The organism is Aliidiomarina soli, from assembly GCF_003986975.1.
GTDB classification, from domain to species: Bacteria; Pseudomonadota; Gammaproteobacteria; order Enterobacterales; family Alteromonadaceae; genus Aliidiomarina; species Aliidiomarina soli.
In genome coordinates this window covers 672119-693198 of the sequence record NZ_PIPO01000001.1, presented here as the reverse complement: position 1 = coordinate 693198, position 21080 = coordinate 672119, and the positions used below count along the sequence as shown (strand labels likewise).

Genomic DNA, 21080 nt, shown 5'->3' with positions numbered 1-21080 from the left:
TATACATTCTTTTTGCCGTCCTGTCTAATTTGCATCGGGGGTTTAATTGTCGCTATGAGTATTCAGCGTGATGCACTGCATAAATTACTTAACCAGTGGACTGACGCTGGCCAATTTCAGGATTATTGCCCCAACGGATTGCAGGTCGAAGGCCGCTCCCATATCCAAAAAATAGTGACCGGGGTCACCGCAAGTCAGGCACTTATCGATCAGGCGTTAGCCCGCAACGCGGATGCTATTCTGGTTCACCACGGATACTTCTGGAAGGGTGAGTCAGCCCCAGTGACCGGCATGAAAAAGCATCGTCTGCAAGCGCTGCTCGGTGCTGACGTTAGCTTGTTTGCCTATCATTTACCTCTGGATTGCCACCCTGACTTTGGTAACAACGCCGAGCTGGCACGTCGCCTTGGTTTGACTGATCTTAGTCCTGCCGAACAGGCACCCACGGGTATTCTTATGCTTGGAGATGTCACTGGCGAGGTTACCCTGAACGCATTTGTCGAGCAGCTGGAAAGCGCTGTTGAACGAAGCCTGATAGCCCAGGTTGACGGTGGTGAGCATGCGGTCAAGCGTGTCGCTATTTGTACCGGTGGTGGTCAGGGGTTTATTGAAGCGGCCGTTGAAGCCGGTGCCGATACCTTTATCAGTGGTGAGATTTCAGAACAAACAGTACATGTGGCGCGCGAACGTGGCATTCACTACCTGGCGGCAGGGCATCACGCGACTGAACGTTATGGGGTCAAAGCGCTGGGTGAGAAACTAGCGCGTGAAGCCAACCTTGACGTGGAGTTTATTGACATTGACAGCCCCGCGTAAAGGTCAGGATCGAAGCTTTGCTGTGGACGTGCAGCGCTTTGAAAAAAATATTTATCACACTTCGAAAGGGCGTATACGCCAGGCCGTGCTGGCTGCCGATCTGGCTGCTTTGATTGCCAGCGAGCGGCCTTTGCGGGTACTCGATATTGGCGCGGGCTTAGGTCAGGTAAATCAGTTATTCGCGGAGGCGGGGCATTTGGTCTGGCATTCTGATATAGCTGCCGAAATGGTCGCGCAGGCGAAAGAACAGCATTCACAGGCTGGCCTTAGCGCGCAGTACCAGTATATAACTGCCCCCTTGCAGGATTTACCCGCTCAACTTGTCGACCAGCCTCCGTTTGATGTCGTACTTTGTCATGCGGTGCTGGAGTGGCTTGAGCAACCTGCCGCGGCGATATCCATTCTAAGTCAGTTAATGGTGGAGGGCGGTTGGCTGTCGCTGATGTTCTATAACCGTCGGGCCAAAGAAATGGCCAACTTGATTTACGGTAACTTTGATTATGTCAAAGCGGGCCTGCAGGTAAAAAAGAAAGTTCGTTTTAGTCCGCAGACGCCCCTTTATATTGAGCAGGTTAGTGACTGGACTTTACGTCACCGCTTGCAGCTGGTTGCGCATAGTGGGGTACGCTGTATCCATGATTACTTGCGTGACCTTGAGCACCAGCAGCGCGACGATTTAATTGAAATGGAGTTAAGGTATCGGCGACAGGAGCCTTTTCGTCAGCTCGGGCGATACCAGCATTTTTTATTACGTAAAGAAATTGAAGGAGTATCAGGATGACAACAAAAGTAGCCTTTATCGGTATGGGCGTAATGGGATACCCAATGGCCGGCCATTTGCAGCGCGCAGGGTACGATGTCTGCGTTTACAACCGCACTGCCAGCAAGGCAGAAGCCTGGTGTGACGAGTATGCCGGGCGTGCAGCCAGCACACCAGCAATCGCAGCTGAAGACGCTGATGTAGTGATGCTCTGTGTCGGCAATGATGACGATGTCCGCAGTGTTGTTTATGGTGATGACGGTGTGTTGGCTGGGATGCGCCAGGGGGCGGTGCTTATCGACCATACTACCGCCTCTGCAGAGCTGGCCCGGGAGCTCGGTGCTGCCTGTCAGGAGCAAGGCTTTGAGTTTCTTGATGCACCCGTATCCGGCGGTGAGGCAGGCGCAGTGAATGCCAAGCTGACGATGATGGTGGGCGGCGAAGAGAAGGTGCTGAGCAAGGTTCAGCCAATGCTTGAAGTCATGGCACACCATGTTGGTTTGCAGGGGCCAGTCGGCAGTGGGCAGTTGGCAAAGATGGTTAATCAGGTATGTATTGCCGGGGTCTTAGCCGGGTTGTCTGAGGGCCTTGCCTTCGGTAAAAAAGCAGGCCTTGATCCGGAAGCACTGGTTGCAGCGATTAGCAAAGGGTCGGCGGGGAGCTGGCAGATGGAAAACCGGTCTCATACCATGTGGAATGGTGAGTATGACTTTGGTTTTGCAGTGGATTGGATGCGCAAGGATTTGAATATTGCGATGACCGAGGCACAAAAAAATGGCGCAAGTTTACCGGTAACCGCGTTGATTGATCAGCTTTATGCAGAAGTGCAGGCGTTAGGTGGTAATCGCTGGGACACCTCATCCCTGATGCAGCGTTTAGTGAAACTGCATTAAACCAGTCTCACTGGATATGCCAGAAACGAAAAGGCCAGCTTTACAGCTGGCCTTTTTATTAACTAATTGGCGTTAGCAATAATCCGGATTAACGGATACCCATACGACGTAATGCGTTGGTGCTAAAGTCACTGCGGCGTGGCTCGATATCGAAGTCCATGTACTCATCTTCTTCGTTCGCCAGACCCAGTGAAATGTAACGGCCGTTGTTCAGGTCGTAGACTGATTCCATCGCCATCCAAGGCACGTCGTTACCATAGAACTGAACATGGTAAGCCTGAGATACACGCCATAACTCGTCGCGACCATCGTACTGATCAATCACTGATGCAGTCCAGGTATCTTCATCGATGAAGAATGAACGGCGTGAGTAAATCATCCGCTCGCCTTCTTTCAGCGTTGCTTCAACGTGCCACACACGGTGCAATTCATAGCGCGTGTACTCTGGGTTTTCATGACCAGGCTGAATGATGTCGCTGTAAGCCAGATCTGTATTCAGCAGTTCATAGTTGTTGTACGGAATGTACATCTCTTTCTTGCCAACCAGTTCCCAGTTATATTTGTCTGGTGCACCGTTGAACATGTCGAGCTGATCTGATGTACGCAGGCCGTCAGCCGCTGTACCCGGACCATCGTACGCTACGTTAGGAGCACGACGGACACGACGCTGACCCGCGTTGTAGATCCATGCACGACGTCCTTCACGAACCTGATCGATGGTATCGTGAACCAGCAGTACGGTACCGGTCAAACGGCCGGGAGCCAGTACTTGCTGTAGGAAGTAGAATAGAATGTTGTCATCGGCAGATTCGTCACGACCACCTTGCAGGTACTCAGGCCAAACCAGTTGCTCGCGCAGGCGAACCGCTTCAAAGTTACCGTTAGATTGCACCGGCAGCTGGTTAACCAGACGCTCAACCTTACCACCACGGTAACGGGTCAAATGGTTCCAGATAACTTCCAGACCACTTTGCGGGATAGGAAATGGAATCGCCATTTCAAATCCTTCAAGGCCTGAACCACCTTCTACCAGGCTTGCATTGGTCGCGTTCTGCTTGACCAGGTCAAAGATTTCCTGAGGGTAGGTAGAAGTACGTCGGGTTTCATAGACCGGCATGTAGAACGAATCGTAACGTTCAAACATCGCGATCTGACCGGGAGACAAGCGATCACGATGCTCATCCAGATTGTCATGAGTAATGGTATACAGAGGCTCATCATCGGCAAATGGGTTGACTGGACGTTCGACGTCTTCCCCCGGACGTGACAAACCGCCATCCCAGGCAGGGATTCGACCGTCAGCGCCACCAGCGCGTTCTGCGCCAATCGGCGTTAAATCGTTACCAAGGCGAGCGGCTTCTTCGTTGGAAACGGCTGCCACAACGCTGGCAGAAACCAGCGATAGCGCCATTACGCCAGCGGTAAGAATTGTTTTTCTCATCGTGTTTATCCTTGTTACTGTGCTTATGCTTATAAACGTGGCTTATATAAAGTTAAGCTACACCAAAAAATGTAAAAATTAAATAAGCGTTGCCTCACCTGCCTAGGATGAAACCAACGTTACAAATTTGCAACTGTTTGTAAGACCAGCTGTTAAAAAATTAGTTTCCTTTGGAAATACTGGCCTCTGCCGATAGTCATAGCTGAGCAAAACTCCGACGATTAACGCTTTTTTTGCATAAAGGGGTTTTCAAACGCTTGTTAGACTATACAATCGGGTGTCTGAAGTAAGATAGACTCCTTAGGAGAAACACATGAAATGGATCGCGATGTGCGCAGCTTTGCTGTCGGCGACCGCAACCTCAGCCTACGCCAATCAGGCTGGTGACGACTATGATGTTATTTTCGCCCCATCCCCGCAAGCTCAACGAGCTGAGCAAGGGGTACTCATTGGCTTAGAACGTTATATAAACAAAACCATTGCGGTTGGTGCATTTGGTACCGTACTGGTGCGTGAAGGCAATGAAGACTGGCAGCAAGCTGAGGTGCCAACCAGCGTGTTATTGACCGCGCTGCATTACATCGACGCTAATACTATCTGGGCTTCAGGCCACGATGGTGTTTTGATTAAAAGCACCGACGGTGGTCAAAGCTGGCAGCGGATGATGGATGGTTACCAGTTGCTGGAGATGGAACTGGACTGGTTGCAGCAACGCGAAGACTATTTAACCGAGGCATTGGAAAACGCCGACGACGAAGAGCAGGCGTATGAGTATGAATACCTGCTTGATGAGTTGTCATTTCTGGTGCAGGCAGCTTCAATTCAACAGGAAGTCGGGCCCACTAAGCCATTTCTTGATGTGTTCTTCATCGATAATCAACATGGCTTCGCGATCGGTGCTTACGGCACCATGCTGGAAACCACTGATGGTGGCAGCAATTGGAGCATGGTCAACGAGCGCCTGGAAAACCCAACCGCATTTCACCTCAACAAAATGATTACCAATGAGCGCGGTGATTTGTTCATTATTGGTGAAGCCGGGCAGCTGTTCCGCAGTGAAGACTCGGGAGCTAACTGGGACTTACTTGATTCGCCTTACCACGGTTCTTTATTTGGTGGTCTGTTTGACCAGCAGGAGCGTCTGTGGGTGTATGGCCTGCGTGGCAGCGTGTTTGTCTCGGATGATAACGGCGATAGTTTCCGCCAGATCGATGCCAATACACGCTACAACCTAAATAGTGGCACCGTGATGGCTGATGGCACTGTGGTACTGGCAGGCCATTCCGGCACTATGGTCTTCTTTGACCCGCAAACCTTGCAGCCACAACGCTATGAACATAGCAGTAATGTGCCGTTAAGCGATGTGCTCCAGGATGCCGGAAATCAAATGATCATGGTCGGTCGCTCTGGCCTGATGCAATTCATCTATCCTGCAACTGCGCGCTAATTAAGGATGCTGTAATGACTCAATCAACTAATGCTTTCGCGCAGGGGCGGGCGTCTCTCGTCGAAAACCTGCTGTTTCGTTTTCGCGGCTTTTGGCTGCTATTCTTCGCCGTAATTACTGCCTTCTTATTGTACAACGCATTGCAGGTTCGCCCTGATGCCAGCTTCAACAAGATGATCCCGGAGAACCACGAGTTCATTCAGAACTACTACGAGTATGCGGATGATCTTTCCAGTCTAGGAAATGCGATTCGGGTCTCAGTAGAGACCACCGAAGGGAATATTTTCGACCAAGAGTACCAGGACGTTTTACGTCAGGTGACCGATGAATTGTCCTATATCCCCGGCGTAAACCGCTCTCAGATACGTTCGGTGTGGACTCCCAACGTGCGTTGGTCGGAGGTTACTGAGGACGGCTTTGTTGGTGGCCCGGTCATCCCGGACACTTACGACGGTTCTGAAGAGTCTCTGGAGCAGTTACGCCAGAACGTGCTGCGCTCGGGTGAAGTGGGTAATCTGGTTGCCAATAACTTCGAATCCGCACTTATTTATGTGCCGCTCAACGAAATTAACCCGGAAACCGGTGAGCAACTGGACTATGCGGCCTTTTCAGAGAATCTGGAACGGTTAATTCGCGACCAGTACAGCTCAGACACCATCAATATTCAAATTGTTGGCTTCGCTAAAGTCGTTGGTGATTTGATCGAAGGTGCGAATCAGGTCGGGATGTTCTTTGTCCTGGCGATGATAATTACCTTCATCATGCTGTTTTTATACAGTCGCTGTGTCCGCAGTTCGTTAATTGTTCTGAGCTGTTCGGTTATCGCGGTTATTTGGCAGCTGGGTATCATCCATTTAATTGGCTCGGGTATTAACCCGTATTCGATGCTGGTGCCATTCCTGGTATTTGCTATCGGCGTCAGCCACGGAGTGCAGATTATCAATGCGGTGATGGCAAACCGGGTTGATGGCGCTGATAAAATGAAGGCTTCGCGTTACGCCTTTCGTGGACTTTATGTTGCCGGCCTGACCGCATTGGCGAGTGATGCTATCGGTTTCACTACCTTAATGGTTATTGATATCGCGGTGATCAAAGAGCTGGCGATTGCCGCCAGTATCGGTGTTGCGGTTATTGTTCTGACCAACCTTGGTTTACTGCCAATACTGACCTCGTACCTCGATGTTTCAAAACGCGGTATTAACTACCTGGATAGCAAACGCCACGGTACACACCCGGTCGTTCGCGTCTTTTCGCGGTTTGCTGAGCCTAAATGGGCGGCTGGTGCGATCATAGTGTCGCTGGTGATGGTTACCTTTGGTCTGTATAAAGCACAGCACCAGGAAATTGGTGATCTCGACAGCGGTGCGCCGGAATTGCGCGCGGATTCGCGCTATAACCTTGATAATGCGTTCATGGTTGAGAACTACAGCTCGAGCACCGATATTTTCGTGGTTATGGCGGAAACAGCACCGGGAGAATGCATTGCCTATCAGAATATGGCGTTGATTGATCGCTTCCAGTGGCACATGGAGAATGTTGAGGGTGTGCAGGCAGTGCGCTCCATCGTCTACGCCTCGAAAATGGGTATGGCGGGGATCAACGAAGGTAATCTTAAATGGTATAGCGTTAACCGTGATGACTTCATTATCAATGCCTCTATTTCGCGTGCCCCCGGTGGCTTAATGAGCCGGGACTGCTCGATGGCGCCGATCATTATCTACTTAAATGACCACAAAGCGGCAACTCTCGAGCGGGTGGTCGGAAATGTTCGCTCATTCGCTGATGAGTATCCGTCGGACGAAATAGACTTCTTACTCGCGGCCGGTAACTCAGGTATTGAAGCGGCGACCAATAAGGTTATTGAGCAGGCGCAGCTGGAAATGCTGATCTGGGTCTATGGGGTGGTTATTGCACTGTGTCTGATTACCTTCCGCAGCATCCGTACTGTGCTCTGTATCGTCCTGCCATTGTTGTTCACTACAATTATGAGCCAGGCGCTGATGGCAATGCTCGGCATCGGCGTGAAGGTTGCGACGCTGCCAGTGATTGCCTTAGGCGTTGGTATCGGTGTCGATTACGGCATTTACATTTACAGTAAAATGCGGGAAGCGATGCGTGAAGGCTATGGCCTGTACGATGCTTACGAATACGCGTTAACTAAAACAGGTAAAGCAGTCGGTTTCACCGGTCTGACTCTGGCAATTGGGGTTGCAACCTGGATTTGGTCGCCGATTAAATTCCAGGCTGACATGGGGATTTTACTGACCTTTATGTTCCTGTGGAATATGTTGGGCGCGTTGATACTGATCCCAGCACTAGCCCGTCTGTTTAAAGTCGGTCCTAAGGTGGCGAATAAGGGCACCGATAAAGCCTGAAAAAGCGCCTGAGGCTAGCTGCGAATCGCAGCTAGCGCTCGCGACAGCAAGCAGAAAAAAGCCAGTTCGTTATGAACTGGCTTTTTTATTGCGCTTCGCCTGGCAGGTCGGAGCGAGGGAGGGGAGTCAGAGCTCCTGAATATACTCAGCCAACGCCTTTATGATCGCCATGTTACGGTCATTCTGGGCATGCTCCTGCGCTAGTTGTTCTAGGCGCAGAACAAACTCTTCCACACTCAGGTGATACTGGGTGCCCTGGGTCAGTCGTTGCCGACAGTGTTGTCGCCAGCGGTCGACTTCCTGTTGGTTCAGGGTTTGTGGATAGTTTCTCGCCCGGTAGCGAAATAACAGCTCTGCGAAACGAGGATCATCCCAGTTGATATCAAGGGTCGCGAGTTGCTCAGGGCTGGCATGGCGGATCATCTCCATCTGGCTCTTTGCCTGAGCACTAAAAAACGGGCCGGAATACAGCTGCATTTCGACATCGTCCGGCGCAACTTTCGGCTCCCGCTCTATGGCATATGCCGAGACTATTAGTTCACGCAGGGCAGGCTGTTGCTGAATTGTTTGCAGGTGTTGCTGCGCCTGCTGCCAGTTTAAAGCAAAGCGTTCGGCCTGCTCTGAACTTAAGGTATTGACTGGGGCTACAAAGGGGCATTTGTTACTGACAATGACCATCAGCCCCGGACGTTCCTCGTCATCACCCAACAAATCCCGTGGGGCGTAGAGTTTTTCGATAAGCTGCTGCGGTGTTAATCCGGCAATAGCTTGCGGGTCACGGTCGAGCCGCCAGGCGATTACGGCATTGGCCTGGGTTGGGTGGTGTGCGACTGGCATAATCCAGCTGACGTTGCCCTGGTCAGTACCATAGTAGCTGCTGACATGGACCAGCGGCTTGCTCTGCACCATGGCTTCGTCAAGCAACTGCTGCACGGCCGCTTTTCGGCGTAGGCGATAATAAAAGTCGTATAGCCGCGGTTGCGCTTCTTTAATTCGTTTGGCCATGCCGATGGTGGCGTACACATCTGACATCGCATCGTGCGCCTGCCCATGTTCAATGCCGTTTGCTTTGCTCAGCAGTTCCAGTTTGAAACTAACCCGGCCATCGACGGTGGGCCATTCAATCCCGTCCGGCCGCAGCGCGTAACAGGCACGAACCAGATCAACCAGATCCCAGCGGCTATTATTATTCTGCCAGCTGTAAGCATACGGGTCGTGAAAATTGCGGTAGAACATGACACGGGTCATTTCGTCGTCAAAGCGCACATTGTTGTAGCCGACAATCGTCGTGTCAGGCTGGCTGAACTGCTGCTCAATCAGGTTACAGAACTCCGCTTCGCTGCGACCTTCACGGCGCTGTTTTTGCGGGGTAATCGCAGTAATTAAACAGGCTTCCGGGTGGGGCAGGTAATCGGGGCTCGGCTGGCAATACTGAACCAGAGGTTCACCGATAATATTCAGCGATTCGTCGGTTCGAATGCCTGCAAATTGGCTGGGCCGGTCCACTCTCGGGTTTGCACCACCAGCCTCAAAGTCGTACCAGTAAAGGGTTTTAGTCATGGTGTTTTCTATATAGCCGGTTAGTTAGACTGAGTTAAGGGCAAGGATAGCATTTGCAATGGCTTGTACGCGAGGCTTCTTCATGGTCATAATAAGTTATGCAGCGAGTTAGATGCTAAGCTAATTACTTGAATAATAAAGGGCGACATCATATGAAAACGAAAACATCTGTATCCGTGGGGCTACTTTTTGCGCTTGGCCTGAGTGGTTGTGGACCGGCCGCCGATGCCTCTGCAGAGTCGGAAACTGAGTCGCCACTGGCCATAGCGATTCACGGTGGAGCCGGCACTATAACGCGGGAAAATATGTCAGCGCAGCGCGAAGCTGAATTTGACGCGGCATTACGCGAAGCAACCGAGGCTGGCTACGCGATACTGGAAGCGGGCGGCGATAGCGTAGATGCGGTGATCGCGGCGGTGCAGGTGATGGAAGGCAACCCGCTGTTTAATGCAGGAATTGGCGCCGTCTATACTTATCAGGGTGAGCATGAACTGGACGCGTCTATTATGCGCGGTGACAGTCGTGAAGCTGGGGCGGTCGCCGGGGTCAAAACAGTGGAAAGCCCGATAGCCTTAGCGCGTGAAATTATGCAGAATTCAAGACATGTCATGTTAAGCGGTGAAGGTGCCAGTCAGTTTGCGCGGGAGCAGGGGTTGTCGGAAGTAGAAAACAACCACTTCAATAGTGAACATCGTTATCAGCAGCTTCAGGATGCGCTAAAAGAACTGGAACGCAGTCAGCAGGCAGGTGAACAGATTGCCAGTAATCCGAACTGGGACCCAAATTTTAATATGGGCACCGTTGGTGCGGTCGCACTCGACAGTGCAGGGAACCTGGCAGCAGCCACATCCACTGGAGGCATGACTGCAAAGCAATATGGCCGCATCGGCGATTCGCCGATTATTGGTGCAGGTACCTGGGCTGACAATGAAAGTTGTGCGGTGTCCTCGACCGGTCATGGCGAGTATTTTATTCGTTATCAGGTGGCCGCTGATATTTGCAGCCGTGTATTGTACCAGGACAAAGACATTGTCACCGCCGGGGATGAAGTGATTCATCAGGTACTGCCGTCGGCGGGGGGCACAGGTGGAGTGATCATTGTGGATAACAAAGGCAATGTTCATATGCCGTTTAATACAGAGGGGATGTACCGGGCCAGTAAAACATCAAGCCAACCCCTGACGGTAGGAATTTACAACGACGAGGAGTAGCTACCTATGCCACTACGGTCATTGAAAGTGGGCGATTATATGAGCCGCCATCCGGCTGTACTAACCGCCAATATGCCGATTGAAGAAGCTGTCGAGCGCCTATTGCGCGCCAACCTTGCTGGAGGCCCCGTTGTCGACGCGAAAAAGCAGGTCATCGGTTTTCTCTCCGAGCAGGATTGCCTCGCTCATATGCTTGAAGGGACTTATCATAAAGAGCGCTCAGCCACAGTTGCTGAATGTATGAATAGCGAGGTGGTTACCGTGAACAGTGACACTGCCATACTGGATTTAGCGCAACGATTCGGTTCTAATCGACCCAAAATTTATCCGGTGGTTGATTACGAGAACCGTTTGCAGGGAGTCATCTCGCGAACTCAGGTGATGATCGCACTGGATTTACACCTGCGCGACTCCTATCACAAGCCATAATTCTATCTGACCATAGTAACGCCTTGCAGGATGCGCCTGTAAGGCGTTGGCGCTTGCCATAACCCTTGCTACACTACGCGCTCATTTGTTTGTAAAGGTTGTTCATGAACGCTCTCCCTGCATCCCTTTTCTCTGCGCTTCCCTTGTGCCGAACCGCAGACCGTCATCGTTTCCGTCAACAGTTGCGTCGCTTGCAGAAGCAGCCGGATGAGGCTCGTGAAGCTGCGCTTAAAAAGGATATGGAACAATCGGTGCAGTCTGTGGCTACCCGCAGCGAACAAATGCCTGCTATCGAATTTCCTGCGGAGCTGCCGGTGGTTGAAGCTCGTGATGAGATCGCCGAGGCCATTGCCAGTAACCAGGTGGTGATCGTCGCCGGCGAGACAGGCTCAGGCAAAACCACTCAGTTACCGAAGATATTATTGCAGATGGGATTCGGTGCGGCGGGGCTTATCGGCCACACCCAACCACGTCGACTAGCAGCCCGATCGGTTGCAACCAGAATAGCAGAGGAGCTTGGCCAAAGCATCGGAGGCCACGTTGGCTATAAGGTTCGCTTTCAGGATACGTCTAGTGACCAGGTGTCAGTTAAATTAATGACCGATGGTATTTTACTTGCGGAGCTGCAGCGAGACCGGTTTTTAAGTAATTACGAAGTCATCATTATTGATGAAGCACATGAACGCTCGTTGAACATCGATTTTCTGTTAGGGGTACTGCATCAACTCCTCGCCAAGCGTCCGGATCTGAAAGTTATTATTACCTCAGCGACGATCGAGACCGATCGTTTCTCCCGCCACTTCAACAATGCCCCAGTGATCAGCGTTTCCGGACGAACGTTCCCGGTCGAAACGCGGTATCAGCCAGTTTCAGAGCGCGACGATCAGGATCTCTATCAGGGTATCATCGACGCAGCGGGTGAGCTGATCAACGAAGGGCCGGGTGACATCCTGGTCTTTTTAAGCGGCGAACGGGAAATTCGTGACAGCGCGGATGCCCTTAACGACGCGCACCGACAGGGTCTTCTCGGTCGGCAGCCGATGGAAATACTGCCTCTGTATGCGCGTTTGTCAGCCAACGAGCAGAACCGTGTTTTCCAGTCCCATGGCGGGCGACGTATTGTGCTGGCGACCAATGTGGCGGAAACGTCGTTGACGGTGCCGGGGATCCGGTATGTGATTGACCCGGGGACGGCGCGCATAAGTCGCTACAGTTACCGCACTAAAGTGCAGCGGCTGCCTATTGAAGCAATTTCTCAAGCCAGTGCGAATCAGCGGCAAGGGCGCTGTGGTCGGGTGGGTCCCGGGATATGCATTCGTTTGTATAGCGAGGACGATTTTCTTAACCGGCCGGAGTTCACCGATCCGGAAATTCTGCGCACCAATCTGGCGTCGGTTATTCTGCAAATGACATCATTGCGACTTGGTGATATTCGCCAGTTTCCATTTTTGCAGAAGCCAGACGAGCGATTCATTAATGACGGTTTAACCCTACTTGAAGAGTTGCACGCTATTGACTCAAGACGTCGGCGGCAACTTGAACTGACCAGCATCGGTCGTCAATTGGCTCGCTTACCGATTGACCCAAGGCTGGCGAGAATGGTGTTGGCGGCGCCGTCGTTTAGCGCAGTGCGCGAAGTGATGATAATTACTGCAGCGCTGTCCATTCAGGACCCACGAGAGCGGCCAGCCGATGCGAAACAGAAATCAGATGAAAAGCACAGCCGCTTCCATCACCCTCAGTCGGATTTTATGGCGTTTCTTAATCTGTGGAACTATCTGCAGGAGCAACGTAAGGCACTTTCGTCCAGTCAGTTTCGCAAGCTGTGTAAGCAGGAATTTATTCATTATCTGCGGGTAAGGGAGTGGCAGGATCTGTACACTCAGTTACGCCAGACGGTGCGTGAACTGAGCCTGCCGATTAATGACGAACCCGCGGATACGGATCAGGTTCACCAGGCGATGATTACGGGCTTGCTGTCACACCTGGGAACTAAAGACGAAGGGCACGAATACACCGGCGCCCGTAACCGAAAATTTTATGTTTTTCCTGGCTCAGGGCTGTTTAAGAAGCCGCCGAAGTGGGTTATGGCAGCAGAGCTGGTTGAAACGACCCGTCTCTACGCCCGTGTGGTGGGGGCCATTAAACCAGAATGGATCGAGCCAGCGGCTGAACATCTGGTTAAACGAAGTCATTCAGAACCGCGCTATGAGAAGAAGCGCGGGGCGGTAGTGGCCAACGAGCAGGTCACGCTGTACGGACTTATCGTGGTACCCAAACGTCGGGTTCAGTATGGACCGATTGATCCGGTAGTCGCGCGCGAGGTGTTCATCCGTGAAGCCCTGGTCGGTGGTGAGATAAAACAGCGACTGCCTTTTATTGATAAGAACCTGGCCACCATCGCCGATGTACAGGCGTTAGAAGAAAAATCGCGGCGGCGCGATATTCTGATTGACGAAGATGCGCTCTTTGCCTGCTATGACCGACATATTCCAGAGGCTATTTACGATGATCGCAGCTTAGCCGCCTGGTATCGCAAAGCGGTCAAACAGTCACCGGATTTACTCTGTTTTGACCGTGCTCAGTTAATGATGCAGGACGCGGCCTTTGTCACAGACGATGCCTATCCTGATACCTGGCAACAGGGAAATCTGCATTTACCGCTCAGTTATCAGTTTGACCCACAGGCGGTCGATGACGGCGTTAGTCTGGAAATACCGCTGGGTATTCTGAACCAGGTCAACGATGCTGGCTGTGACTGGTTGATCCCGGCCTTGCGTGAAGAGCTGGTGATAGCACTGATCAAAGGTCTGCCTAAGCGCCTGCGGAGGAACTTTGTTCCTGCCCCAAATTATGCACAAGCGGCACTGCAGGCGATGCAAGTCGGTGAGGGTAGTTTAACCGAGAGCTTAAGCAAGCATCTGTTACGGATGACAGGGCAGCGGGTCGAAGCCGACGAGTGGGATGTCGCAGCCTTGCCAGCGCATTTACGCTTTAACTTCAAGGTCCTTACCAATGAAGGCGAGCTAGTTGCTCAGGGGCGGGATCTGAAAGCACTGCAACATCAATTGCAGGGGCAGGTTAAGAAGACTTTGGTTGAGACTGCGGGTGATAGTATTGAGCAGAGCGGGTTAACCAGCTGGAGCTTTGGTGAATTACCCGCCAGTATCGAGAAGAACCAGGGGCGATTTGCGATCCGTGCGTACCCTGCGTTAGTCGATAGTAAGGACTCTGTTGCGATTGAACTCTATGACAATCCACAGCGCGCCGCGCAGGCGAACCGACAGGGCTTACGCCGCTTGGTACTGATTAATGTACCCTCACCCGTGAAATACCTGCGCGATAACTTACCCAATAAATCTAAACTGGCTATGTATTTTAACCCCTGGGGCAAAGTCGATGCATTGGTGGGGGATTGTATCTATGCGGCCATCGACAGTTTGCTGCAGGCGCACGACATTACCAATCAGGAGGCGTTTGCAACGGCACTGGAGGATATCCGGGGGCAGTTGAACGATACCACGCTGGCGATAGCGCAACAGGTTGAACGTTGCCTGGTGTTAAGCCACGAGATCCAAAAACGCCTAAAAGGAAAGATACCACTGGATCAGGTGCAGTCGTTCGGCGACATCAAAGAGCATCTTAACCTGCTGGTTTTCAAGGGCTTTGTCAGCGAATTTGGCCAGGCGCGGCTGACCGATATTGAACGTTATCTGAAAGCATTGAAATACCGGCAGGAAAAACTACCGGTTGACCCCAACCGCGACCGGTTACGCATGTTGACCATGCAAAAGCTGGAGCAGGCATGGCAGGCTAAATTAAACAAAGTAGCGGCGGGGGACACCCCTTCAGTCGACTTGCTTGAGTTTCGCTGGATGCTGGAAGAGCTGAGAGTATCATTATTTGCGCAGCAGCTTAGAACGGCTTATCCGGTTTCGGAGCAGCGCTTACGCCAGGCCCTGGAGAGTTTTTAGATGGCAGTTCCGGCGCTTATCGGTGCGTCAGATAAACAAAAGGCAGACGCTAAACGTCTGCCTTTTGTCCGCACTGGTGAAAATGCTCTCTCACCAACTACTCTCACTCACTCTTAACTCATCGGTATCAACTGCGCTTATGCAGACTGATACAGACCAAGGTTCTCACGCGCATAGGCTTCGAATTCAGTGCAGCCGCCAATATGTTGCTCGTCGACGAAAATCTGTGGCACTGTTAATACAGGTTTGCCTACGGTTTTCTCTAAATCAGCCTTGCTGATGCCTTCGGCGTGGATATCGACGTATCTAAATTCGAAATCATCGCGTTCTTCGCTTAATTGTTCGGCGATTTGTTTAGCCCGAACACAAAAAGGGCACGCGGGGCGACCGAAAATTACAGTTAACATAATGACTCCCAAATTTGATGGATAAAACGAATCTGACTGACGCCAGTATGCCAAAGGTCGCTATGTAAGGAAAACTGATTAATACGATTTGTTTAATCACTTTTATCTATATAGCCTTAACAACGGCGTTCACCAGCTCAGTGTTCTAACTCAAGATCACTGGTGGCAATGCAGACACAGGGCAGAATATCTCCCGGGCGAACATATGCCAATGGTTCTGTTATGTAGGCAACCTGTCCGGAAATCAAGTGGCTTCGGCACGCGCCGCAGAATCCATTGCGGCAGTGGAAGTGAGTCTCAAGGCCAGCCTGCTCCATTGACTGCAGCAAGCTGTCCTTATTCTGCGCCGGTACCTCGAACAATGGCTCTCCGTTCACCTTGACGCGCAATGGCTTACTCATGCTGGCAGGTCATAGTTACAAGTCGAAATCGCCAAAGTCTGTGACACTGACTTCACTGTCGATTTGTCCGACCAGGTAGGAACTGATTTCAGATTCCTGAGGTGCTACCTGCACGTTGTCAGAGACCAGATATTTGTTCATCCAGGGCAGGGGGTTATTGGTTTGCGAATAACCAGGCTCAAGACCAATCGCGGCCATGCGCATGTTGGCGATATACTCAACGTACTGGCACAGCATTTGTTCGTTAAGGCCTATCATAGAGCCATTTTTAAACAGGTAACGGGCCCATTTTTTCTCTTGCTCAACGGCAGATTTGAAAATCGCCATAGCTTCGTCTTTCAACTCTTCGGCGATTTCTTTCATCTCAGGATCATCCTCACCATATTGCCACAGGTTCAGAATATGCTGAGTGGATGTCAGATGAAGATTCTCGTCGCGCGCAATGAGGCGGATGATCTTCGAATTCCCTTCCATCATTTCGCGTTCAGCGAAGGCAAAGGTGCAGGCAAAGCTGACGTAGAAGCGGATAGCCTCCAACGCATTGACCGAGTTCATGCACAGGAAGAGCTTCTTCTTCAGTTCGCGTCTGGTTACGGTATAGGTTTCACCGTCAAGGGTAATGTCACCTTCGCCCTGGGTTTGCCACAGCTGGGTGTGGAAAATTAAATCGTCGTAGTACTTGGAAATATCCGTAGCGCGTTCACGGATTTCGTCATTCGCTACGATATCGTCAAATACCTCACTCGGATCACTGAACAGGTTACGCAAAATGTGCGTGTATGAGCGTGAGTGAATGGTTTCTGAGAACGACCAGGTTTCGATCCAGGTTTCCAGTTCCGGCAGCGATACAATTGGCAAAAAGGCAATGTTCGGGCTGCGGCCCTGGACTGAATCGAGCAGGGTCTGATATTTCAGGTTGGAAATGAAAATATGCTTTTCACTTTCGCTCATCGCCTGGAAGTCGACACGGTCACGACTGACATCGACTTCTTCCGGGCGCCAGAAAAAACTCAGCTGCTTTTCAATCAGCTTTTCAAAAATGCTGTGGCGCTGCTGGTCGTAACGCGCCACGTTGACTGAATTACCGAAAAACATCGGCTCGCCTAATGCATTGGTATGAGCCTGGTTGAACGTTGAGTATTTCATTCTGAGTTAGTACCTGTCTGAGTTATATTTTACAGGCGCCACCGGCGCAATCGTCATCTTCTTCAATGGTGGCGGTGACCGCTTGCTGTTCTGGTTCGGCTTGACGCGCTTTCATGTCAGCCTGGTTGTCCGCAGCACCGTCGCGGGTATTATGGTAATACATGGTTTTCACGCCAAGTTTGTAGGCGTACAGAAGGTCCTGCAGTAGCTGCTTCATCGGAACCTTGCTGCTTTCGAACTTGCCCGGATCATAATTGGTGTTTGCAGAAATAGTTTGATCGACAAATTTTTGCATGATCGCGACCAGCTCAAGATAACCTTTGTTGTTCGGAATACTCCAAAGCAACTCATAGGCGTCTTTAAGATTCTCGTAGTCCGGTACAACCTGTTTCATCACTCCGTCTTTCGACGACTTAACACTGATATGGCCACGCGGTGGCTCAATGCCATTGGTTGCGTTAGAAATCTGTGACGACGTCTCTGAAGGCATTAATGCAGACAGGGTCGAGTTACGCAGACCATGCGCTTTGACAGATTCGCGCAGGGCGTCCCAGTCGTAGTGCAGTGGTTCATCGCAAATGGTATCGAGATCTTTTTTATAGGTATCGATAGGCATAATGCCCTGAGCATAGGTGGTTTCATTGAATTTCGGACACGCGCCTTTTTCTTTCGCCAGGTTGTTCGAGGCTTTCAACAGAAAGTACTGCATCGCTTCAAAGGTGCGGTGAACCAGCCCATTGGCGCTGCCATCCGAATATTTAACCCCATTCTTGGCCAGGTAGTAGGCCATGTTGATGACACCAATACCAAGGGTACGACGACCATTTGTGGCGTTCCAGGCTGCCGGAACCGGGTAGTCCTGATAGTCGAGCAGGCTATCCAGTGCACGCACACCTAAATCAGCCATTTCTTCAAAGTCGTCTAATGACTCGATAGAACCCAGGTTAAACGCTGACAGGGTACACAGCGCGATCTCACCTTCTTCGTCGTTGACGTGTTGCAACGGCTTAGTTGGCAGGGCGATTTCAAGGCACAGGTTGCTCTGACGGATTGGCGCAACCTTAGCGTCAAACGGACTATGGGTATTGGTGTGGTCGACGTTCTGCAGGTAGATACGACCGGTACTGGCGCGTTCCTGCATAAATAAGCTGAACAATTCGATCGCTTTAATACGTTTCTTACGAATGCTGTCATCCTGCTCATACTGTACATACAAGCGTTCAAACTCGTCCTGATCAGCAAAGAAGGCGTCATACAGACCCGGTACATCGGATGGGCTGAACAGGGTAATGTAATCGTCTTTAATCAAACGCTGATACATGACTTTGTTAAACTGCACGCCGTAGTCGAGGTGACGCACACGGTTCTCTTCAACACCGCGGTTATTCTTCAGCACCAGCAAAGATTCGACTTCGAGGTGCCACAAAGGATAGAACAATGTCGCAGCCCCGCCTCGCACGCCGCCCTGTGAACAGCTTTTGACAGCCGTCTGGAAATATTTAAAGAACGGAATACAGCCGGTATGAAAGGCTTCGCCATTGCGGATAGGGCTGCCCAGGGCACGAATACGGCCCGCATTGATGCCGATACCGGCACGCTGGGAAACGTATTTCACGATAGCGCTGGCGGTGGCGTTAATGGAATCAAGGCTGTCGCCACATTCAATCAGTACACACGAACTGAACTGCCGGGTAGGGGTGCGCACACCTGACATAATAGGCGTAGGTAGTGAAATCTTAAATTGTGACGTGGCATCGTAGAAGCGGCGGATATAATCCATCCGGGTTTCTTTTGGATACTTGGCAAACAGGCAGGCCGCAACCAACAGATAGAGGAACTGGGCGCTTTCATAGACTTCGCCGGTAACCCGGTTCTGCACCAGGTACTTACCTTCCAGCTGTTTTACCGCGGCATAGGAAAAATTCATGTCACGCCAGTGGTCGATAAAGTCATTCATCTGGTTGAACTCTTCTTCTGAATAGTCCTCCAGCAGATGCTTATCGTAACGGTTACCATCCACCATCTTGCTCACATGAGTGTACAGGTGAGGCGGCTCAAACTGGCCATAAGCGCGTTTACGCAGGTGGAATACGGCGAGTCGGGCTGCCATGTACTGGTAGTCCGGGGCTTCTTCCGAAATCAGGTCTGCCGCAGCCTTAATAATCGTTTCATGAATATCAGCGGTTTTAATCCCGTCGTAGAACTGAATATGTGATTTTATCTCAACCTGAGATACCGACACATTGTTGAGGCCTTCTGCAGCCCAACTGATAACACGGTGGATTTTATCCAGATCTAGGGGTTCGCGGACACCATTACGTTTAGTGACTTCGATCGATTGGCTCATGGTTTCTTTACCTGTTTAGCGCTGCCGTCTTTTGGCGAAGTTATTACCACTATATATAGTGTCTAGGTCTGGGTACTGACTAGAAATTACACTATATATAGTGTTTAAGGAATTGCCGGATATACTAGACCTGAGCGGGGGCTTTCTCAACCTTAAAATTACCTGAAATCAGGATTTTTCATCTTGCCATTTTTGATTTGAGGCTATAAGCCTTAGCTGGCGAGGGGTAGAGAGGTAATACTATTTGGTTATTAAAATATCTAACATTATTCTACGAGCAATGCGCTAGAGCGAAAGCATTCACTTACATAAAATTTACAATACGGCATCCGTTAGTTTAAGCAGATCAAGCAGTTGCAGTGCATCTGAGATAGCATAACTGGCCTGCCAGCGATCCGGCTGATCATGGTCGGCAATATACCCATAGGCAGCGAGGACGGTGGTCATCCCGGCGCGGCGGCCGGCTTCGATGTCACGCTCGGCATCGCCGACATACCAACAGCGGGCCGGGTCGACCTGGCTTAACTGGGCGGCATATAGCAAGGGGGCTGGGTCAGGCTTGGCGACCTTGAGGGTATCCCCGCAAACCACTGCCGATGACGCCTGTAATTGGGTAAAGTGGGGCAATAGGGCATCGGTAAACTGAGTCGGTTTATTGGTGACAATTGCGTATTTGATAGAGGCGTTTTGCAGCTTTGCCAGTAGCGTCTCGACACCGGCGAAGTAGCGGGTATCACGATGAGGATCGTCCGCGTAAGCGTCTAAAAATGCCTGTCTTAACGGAAGCCGGCTATGTTCGTTAAAATCATCACCAAAACCAAGTTCAAGTAACCCCGTTGAGCCATGTGATGCCACTGGCCGCGCCTGTTGCAATGTTACCTCAGGGCGACCATGCGCCGCTAAAACGGTATTCAGTGCCCGGTGCAGGTCTGGAGCGGTGTCCAGTAGGGTGCCATCGAGATCAAACAGGATTGCTTCTGGCTTTATCACTGAGTTAGTCCTTTTTGCAGTACACAATGTAGTTCACGTCGACATTGCGGTTGCTGAGAAAAAACTGCCGTGACAATGGGTTGTAGTGCAGGCCAGTCATATCACTGGCGCGAATCGCGTGGCGTTCAGCCATGGCCAGCAACTCGCTTGGTTTGATAAAGCGCTGATAGTCGTGGGTACCTTTGGGGACCCAGCGCAGCACATATTCCGCCGCAACGACCCCCAACAGACGTGATTTTAGATTGCGGTTAAGGGTTGAGAAGAACAGTTCTCCACCGGGCTTAACCAGCTTTGCGCAGGCAGCGATGACCGCTTCAGGATCAGGCACGTGTTCCAGCATTTCAAGGCAGGTAACGACATCAAACTGGCCCGCGTGCTGCTCTGCGAATGCTTCTGCGGTGTTTTGCTGATAATCAATGCTGACGCCGCTGTCGAGCGCGTGCAAACGCGCTACGTCGAGTGCTTCAGTACTCATATCGAGGCCAGTGACCTCGGCGCCAAGTTTGGCCAACGCCTCGCTTAACAAGCCGCCGCCGCAGCCAACATCAATCACCTTTTTACCGAACAGACCATTACTTTGAGTTTCGATGTAATTCACACGCAGTGGATTAATAAGGTGCAGTGGCTTAAATTCACCGTCCGCATCCCACCAACGCGAAGCGACACTGCTGAACTTATCAATTTCATTAAGATCCACATTTTGCTGCATGCTGTTTACTTCCTGTTCAAAGTGAAAATCAACGGCGCACAGTGTACTCAACCTCAGGGTTTGATACTAGCTTTGTGACTACTCAAGGTAATCAGGCTATGGTATGCTCACTCGATTAAAACGAGCGTGCATGCGTGACTAAACCAACAATCCTGGTGCGGTCGTGCAATGTCG

The 21080-nt window shown here is 51.1% G+C and carries 16 protein-coding genes; 8 read left to right on the top strand and 8 right to left on the bottom strand.

The window, feature by feature from the left end; translation table 11 throughout:
- Window positions 1-54: 54 nt before the first annotated feature.
- Genes CWE14_RS03350 through CWE14_RS03340 form a run of 3 tightly spaced genes read left to right on the top strand, consistent with a single transcriptional unit; the run spans window position 55 to window position 2469 of the window.
- Entirely contained in the window at window positions 55-816 is a 762-nt protein-coding gene (locus CWE14_RS03350; RefSeq protein WP_126798062.1) for a Nif3-like dinuclear metal center hexameric protein, read from the top strand.
- A complete protein-coding gene (locus tag CWE14_RS03345) occupies window positions 794-1597 on the top strand; it encodes a methyltransferase domain-containing protein (protein ID WP_241972303.1) in 804 nt (267 codons plus the stop codon). The genes CWE14_RS03350 and CWE14_RS03345 overlap by 23 nt, the downstream gene beginning before the upstream one ends.
- Window positions 1594-2469: an NAD(P)-dependent oxidoreductase gene (locus tag CWE14_RS03340; RefSeq protein ID WP_126798061.1), complete on the top strand. Its 876-nt coding sequence runs from the start codon at window positions 1594-1596 to the stop codon at window positions 2467-2469. The genes CWE14_RS03345 and CWE14_RS03340 overlap by 4 nt, the downstream gene beginning before the upstream one ends.
- A gap of 88 nt (window positions 2470-2557) precedes the next feature.
- Here CWE14_RS03340 and CWE14_RS03335 read toward each other — a convergent pair whose 3' ends face one another.
- Window positions 2558-3910, bottom strand: a complete 1353-nt coding sequence (locus CWE14_RS03335; protein ID WP_126798060.1) for a DUF1329 domain-containing protein — start codon at window positions 3908-3910, stop codon at window positions 2558-2560.
- 313 nt (window positions 3911-4223) lie between these two features.
- Here CWE14_RS03335 and CWE14_RS03330 point away from each other — a divergent pair, with 313 nt between their 5' ends.
- Both CWE14_RS03330 and CWE14_RS03325 read left to right on the top strand, forming a co-directional pair.
- On the top strand, window positions 4224-5357 hold the full coding sequence (locus tag CWE14_RS03330) for a WD40/YVTN/BNR-like repeat-containing protein (protein WP_126798059.1): 1134 nt from the start codon (window positions 4224-4226) through the stop codon (window positions 5355-5357).
- Between the two features lie 14 nt (window positions 5358-5371).
- Window positions 5372-7732: an efflux RND transporter permease subunit gene (locus tag CWE14_RS03325; RefSeq protein WP_126798058.1), complete on the top strand. Its 2361-nt coding sequence runs from the start codon at window positions 5372-5374 to the stop codon at window positions 7730-7732.
- 126 nt (window positions 7733-7858) lie between these two features.
- Here the strand turns inward: CWE14_RS03325 and sbcB are convergent, their stop codons facing one another.
- Complete coding sequence (sbcB, locus tag CWE14_RS03320) at window positions 7859-9292, bottom strand: exodeoxyribonuclease I (RefSeq protein WP_126798057.1); 1434 nt, start codon at window positions 9290-9292, stop codon at window positions 7859-7861.
- A gap of 152 nt (window positions 9293-9444) precedes the next feature.
- Between sbcB and CWE14_RS03315 the strand changes: the two genes are divergently transcribed.
- The 3 genes from CWE14_RS03315 to hrpA all read left to right on the top strand — a co-directional run bounded on the left by CWE14_RS03315 (window position 9445) and on the right by hrpA (window position 14906).
- Window positions 9445-10503, top strand: a complete 1059-nt coding sequence (locus CWE14_RS03315) for an isoaspartyl peptidase/L-asparaginase family protein (RefSeq protein WP_126798056.1) — start codon at window positions 9445-9447, stop codon at window positions 10501-10503.
- 6 nt (window positions 10504-10509) lie between these two features.
- Window positions 10510-10932 carry a CBS domain-containing protein gene (locus tag CWE14_RS03310; RefSeq protein ID WP_126798055.1) on the top strand — a complete coding sequence of 141 codons (423 nt, stop codon included), beginning with the start codon at window positions 10510-10512 and terminating at the stop codon, window positions 10930-10932.
- Window positions 10933-11036: 104 nt separating this feature from the next.
- Window positions 11037-14906: an ATP-dependent RNA helicase HrpA gene (gene hrpA, locus CWE14_RS03305; RefSeq protein WP_126798054.1), complete on the top strand. Its 3870-nt coding sequence runs from the start codon at window positions 11037-11039 to the stop codon at window positions 14904-14906.
- Window positions 14907-15043: 137 nt separating this feature from the next.
- Here the strand turns inward: hrpA and CWE14_RS03300 are convergent, their stop codons facing one another.
- The 6 genes from CWE14_RS03300 to ubiG form a co-directional block, all read right to left on the bottom strand.
- Window positions 15044-15313, bottom strand: coding sequence for a GrxA family glutaredoxin (locus CWE14_RS03300; protein WP_126787807.1), 270 nt, complete (start codon window positions 15311-15313; stop codon window positions 15044-15046).
- A 137-nt stretch (window positions 15314-15450) separates the two neighbouring features.
- Window positions 15451-15714, bottom strand: coding sequence for a class I ribonucleotide reductase maintenance protein YfaE (gene yfaE / locus CWE14_RS03295; protein WP_126787809.1), 264 nt, complete (start codon window positions 15712-15714; stop codon window positions 15451-15453).
- A 15-nt stretch (window positions 15715-15729) separates the two neighbouring features.
- On the bottom strand, window positions 15730-16860 hold the full coding sequence (nrdB, locus tag CWE14_RS03290; RefSeq protein ID WP_126787811.1) for a class Ia ribonucleoside-diphosphate reductase subunit beta: 1131 nt from the start codon (window positions 16858-16860) through the stop codon (window positions 15730-15732).
- Window positions 16861-16882: 22 nt separating this feature from the next.
- A complete protein-coding gene (gene nrdA, locus CWE14_RS03285; RefSeq protein WP_126798053.1) occupies window positions 16883-19207 on the bottom strand; it encodes a class 1a ribonucleoside-diphosphate reductase subunit alpha in 2325 nt (774 codons plus the stop codon).
- A 315-nt stretch (window positions 19208-19522) separates the two neighbouring features.
- The gene (locus CWE14_RS03280) at window positions 19523-20197 is read right to left on the bottom strand and encodes an HAD family hydrolase (RefSeq protein WP_126798052.1); all 675 of its coding nucleotides are present in this window, start codon (window positions 20195-20197) and stop codon (window positions 19523-19525) included.
- A 4-nt stretch (window positions 20198-20201) separates the two neighbouring features.
- Window positions 20202-20906: a bifunctional 2-polyprenyl-6-hydroxyphenol methylase/3-demethylubiquinol 3-O-methyltransferase UbiG gene (ubiG, locus tag CWE14_RS03275; RefSeq protein ID WP_126798051.1), complete on the bottom strand. Its 705-nt coding sequence runs from the start codon at window positions 20904-20906 to the stop codon at window positions 20202-20204.
- Between the last annotated feature and the right edge of the window lie 174 nt (window positions 20907-21080).

Coding starts and splice junctions, on each gene's coding strand:
- ubiG (WP_126798051.1), bottom strand. CDS start 20,906: ATGCAGCAAAATGTGGATCTTAATGAAATTGATAAGTTCAGCAGTGTC.
- CWE14_RS03325 (WP_126798058.1), top strand. CDS start 5,372: ATGACTCAATCAACTAATGCTTTCGCGCAGGGGCGGGCGTCTCTCGTC.
- CWE14_RS03315 (WP_126798056.1), top strand. CDS start 9,445: ATGAAAACGAAAACATCTGTATCCGTGGGGCTACTTTTTGCGCTTGGC.
- hrpA (WP_126798054.1), top strand. CDS start 11,037: ATGAACGCTCTCCCTGCATCCCTTTTCTCTGCGCTTCCCTTGTGCCGA.
- nrdA (WP_126798053.1), bottom strand. CDS start 19,207: ATGAGCCAATCGATCGAAGTCACTAAACGTAATGGTGTCCGCGAACCC.
- CWE14_RS03335 (WP_126798060.1), bottom strand. CDS start 3,910: ATGAGAAAAACAATTCTTACCGCTGGCGTAATGGCGCTATCGCTGGTT.
- nrdB (WP_126787811.1), bottom strand. CDS start 16,860: ATGAAATACTCAACGTTCAACCAGGCTCATACCAATGCATTAGGCGAG.
- yfaE (WP_126787809.1), bottom strand. CDS start 15,714: ATGAGTAAGCCATTGCGCGTCAAGGTGAACGGAGAGCCATTGTTCGAG.
- CWE14_RS03350 (WP_126798062.1), top strand. CDS start 55: ATGAGTATTCAGCGTGATGCACTGCATAAATTACTTAACCAGTGGACT.
- CWE14_RS03340 (WP_126798061.1), top strand. CDS start 1,594: ATGACAACAAAAGTAGCCTTTATCGGTATGGGCGTAATGGGATACCCA.
- CWE14_RS03300 (WP_126787807.1), bottom strand. CDS start 15,313: ATGTTAACTGTAATTTTCGGTCGCCCCGCGTGCCCTTTTTGTGTTCGG.
- sbcB (WP_126798057.1), bottom strand. CDS start 9,292: ATGACTAAAACCCTTTACTGGTACGACTTTGAGGCTGGTGGTGCAAAC.
- CWE14_RS03330 (WP_126798059.1), top strand. CDS start 4,224: ATGAAATGGATCGCGATGTGCGCAGCTTTGCTGTCGGCGACCGCAACC.
- CWE14_RS03310 (WP_126798055.1), top strand. CDS start 10,510: ATGCCACTACGGTCATTGAAAGTGGGCGATTATATGAGCCGCCATCCG.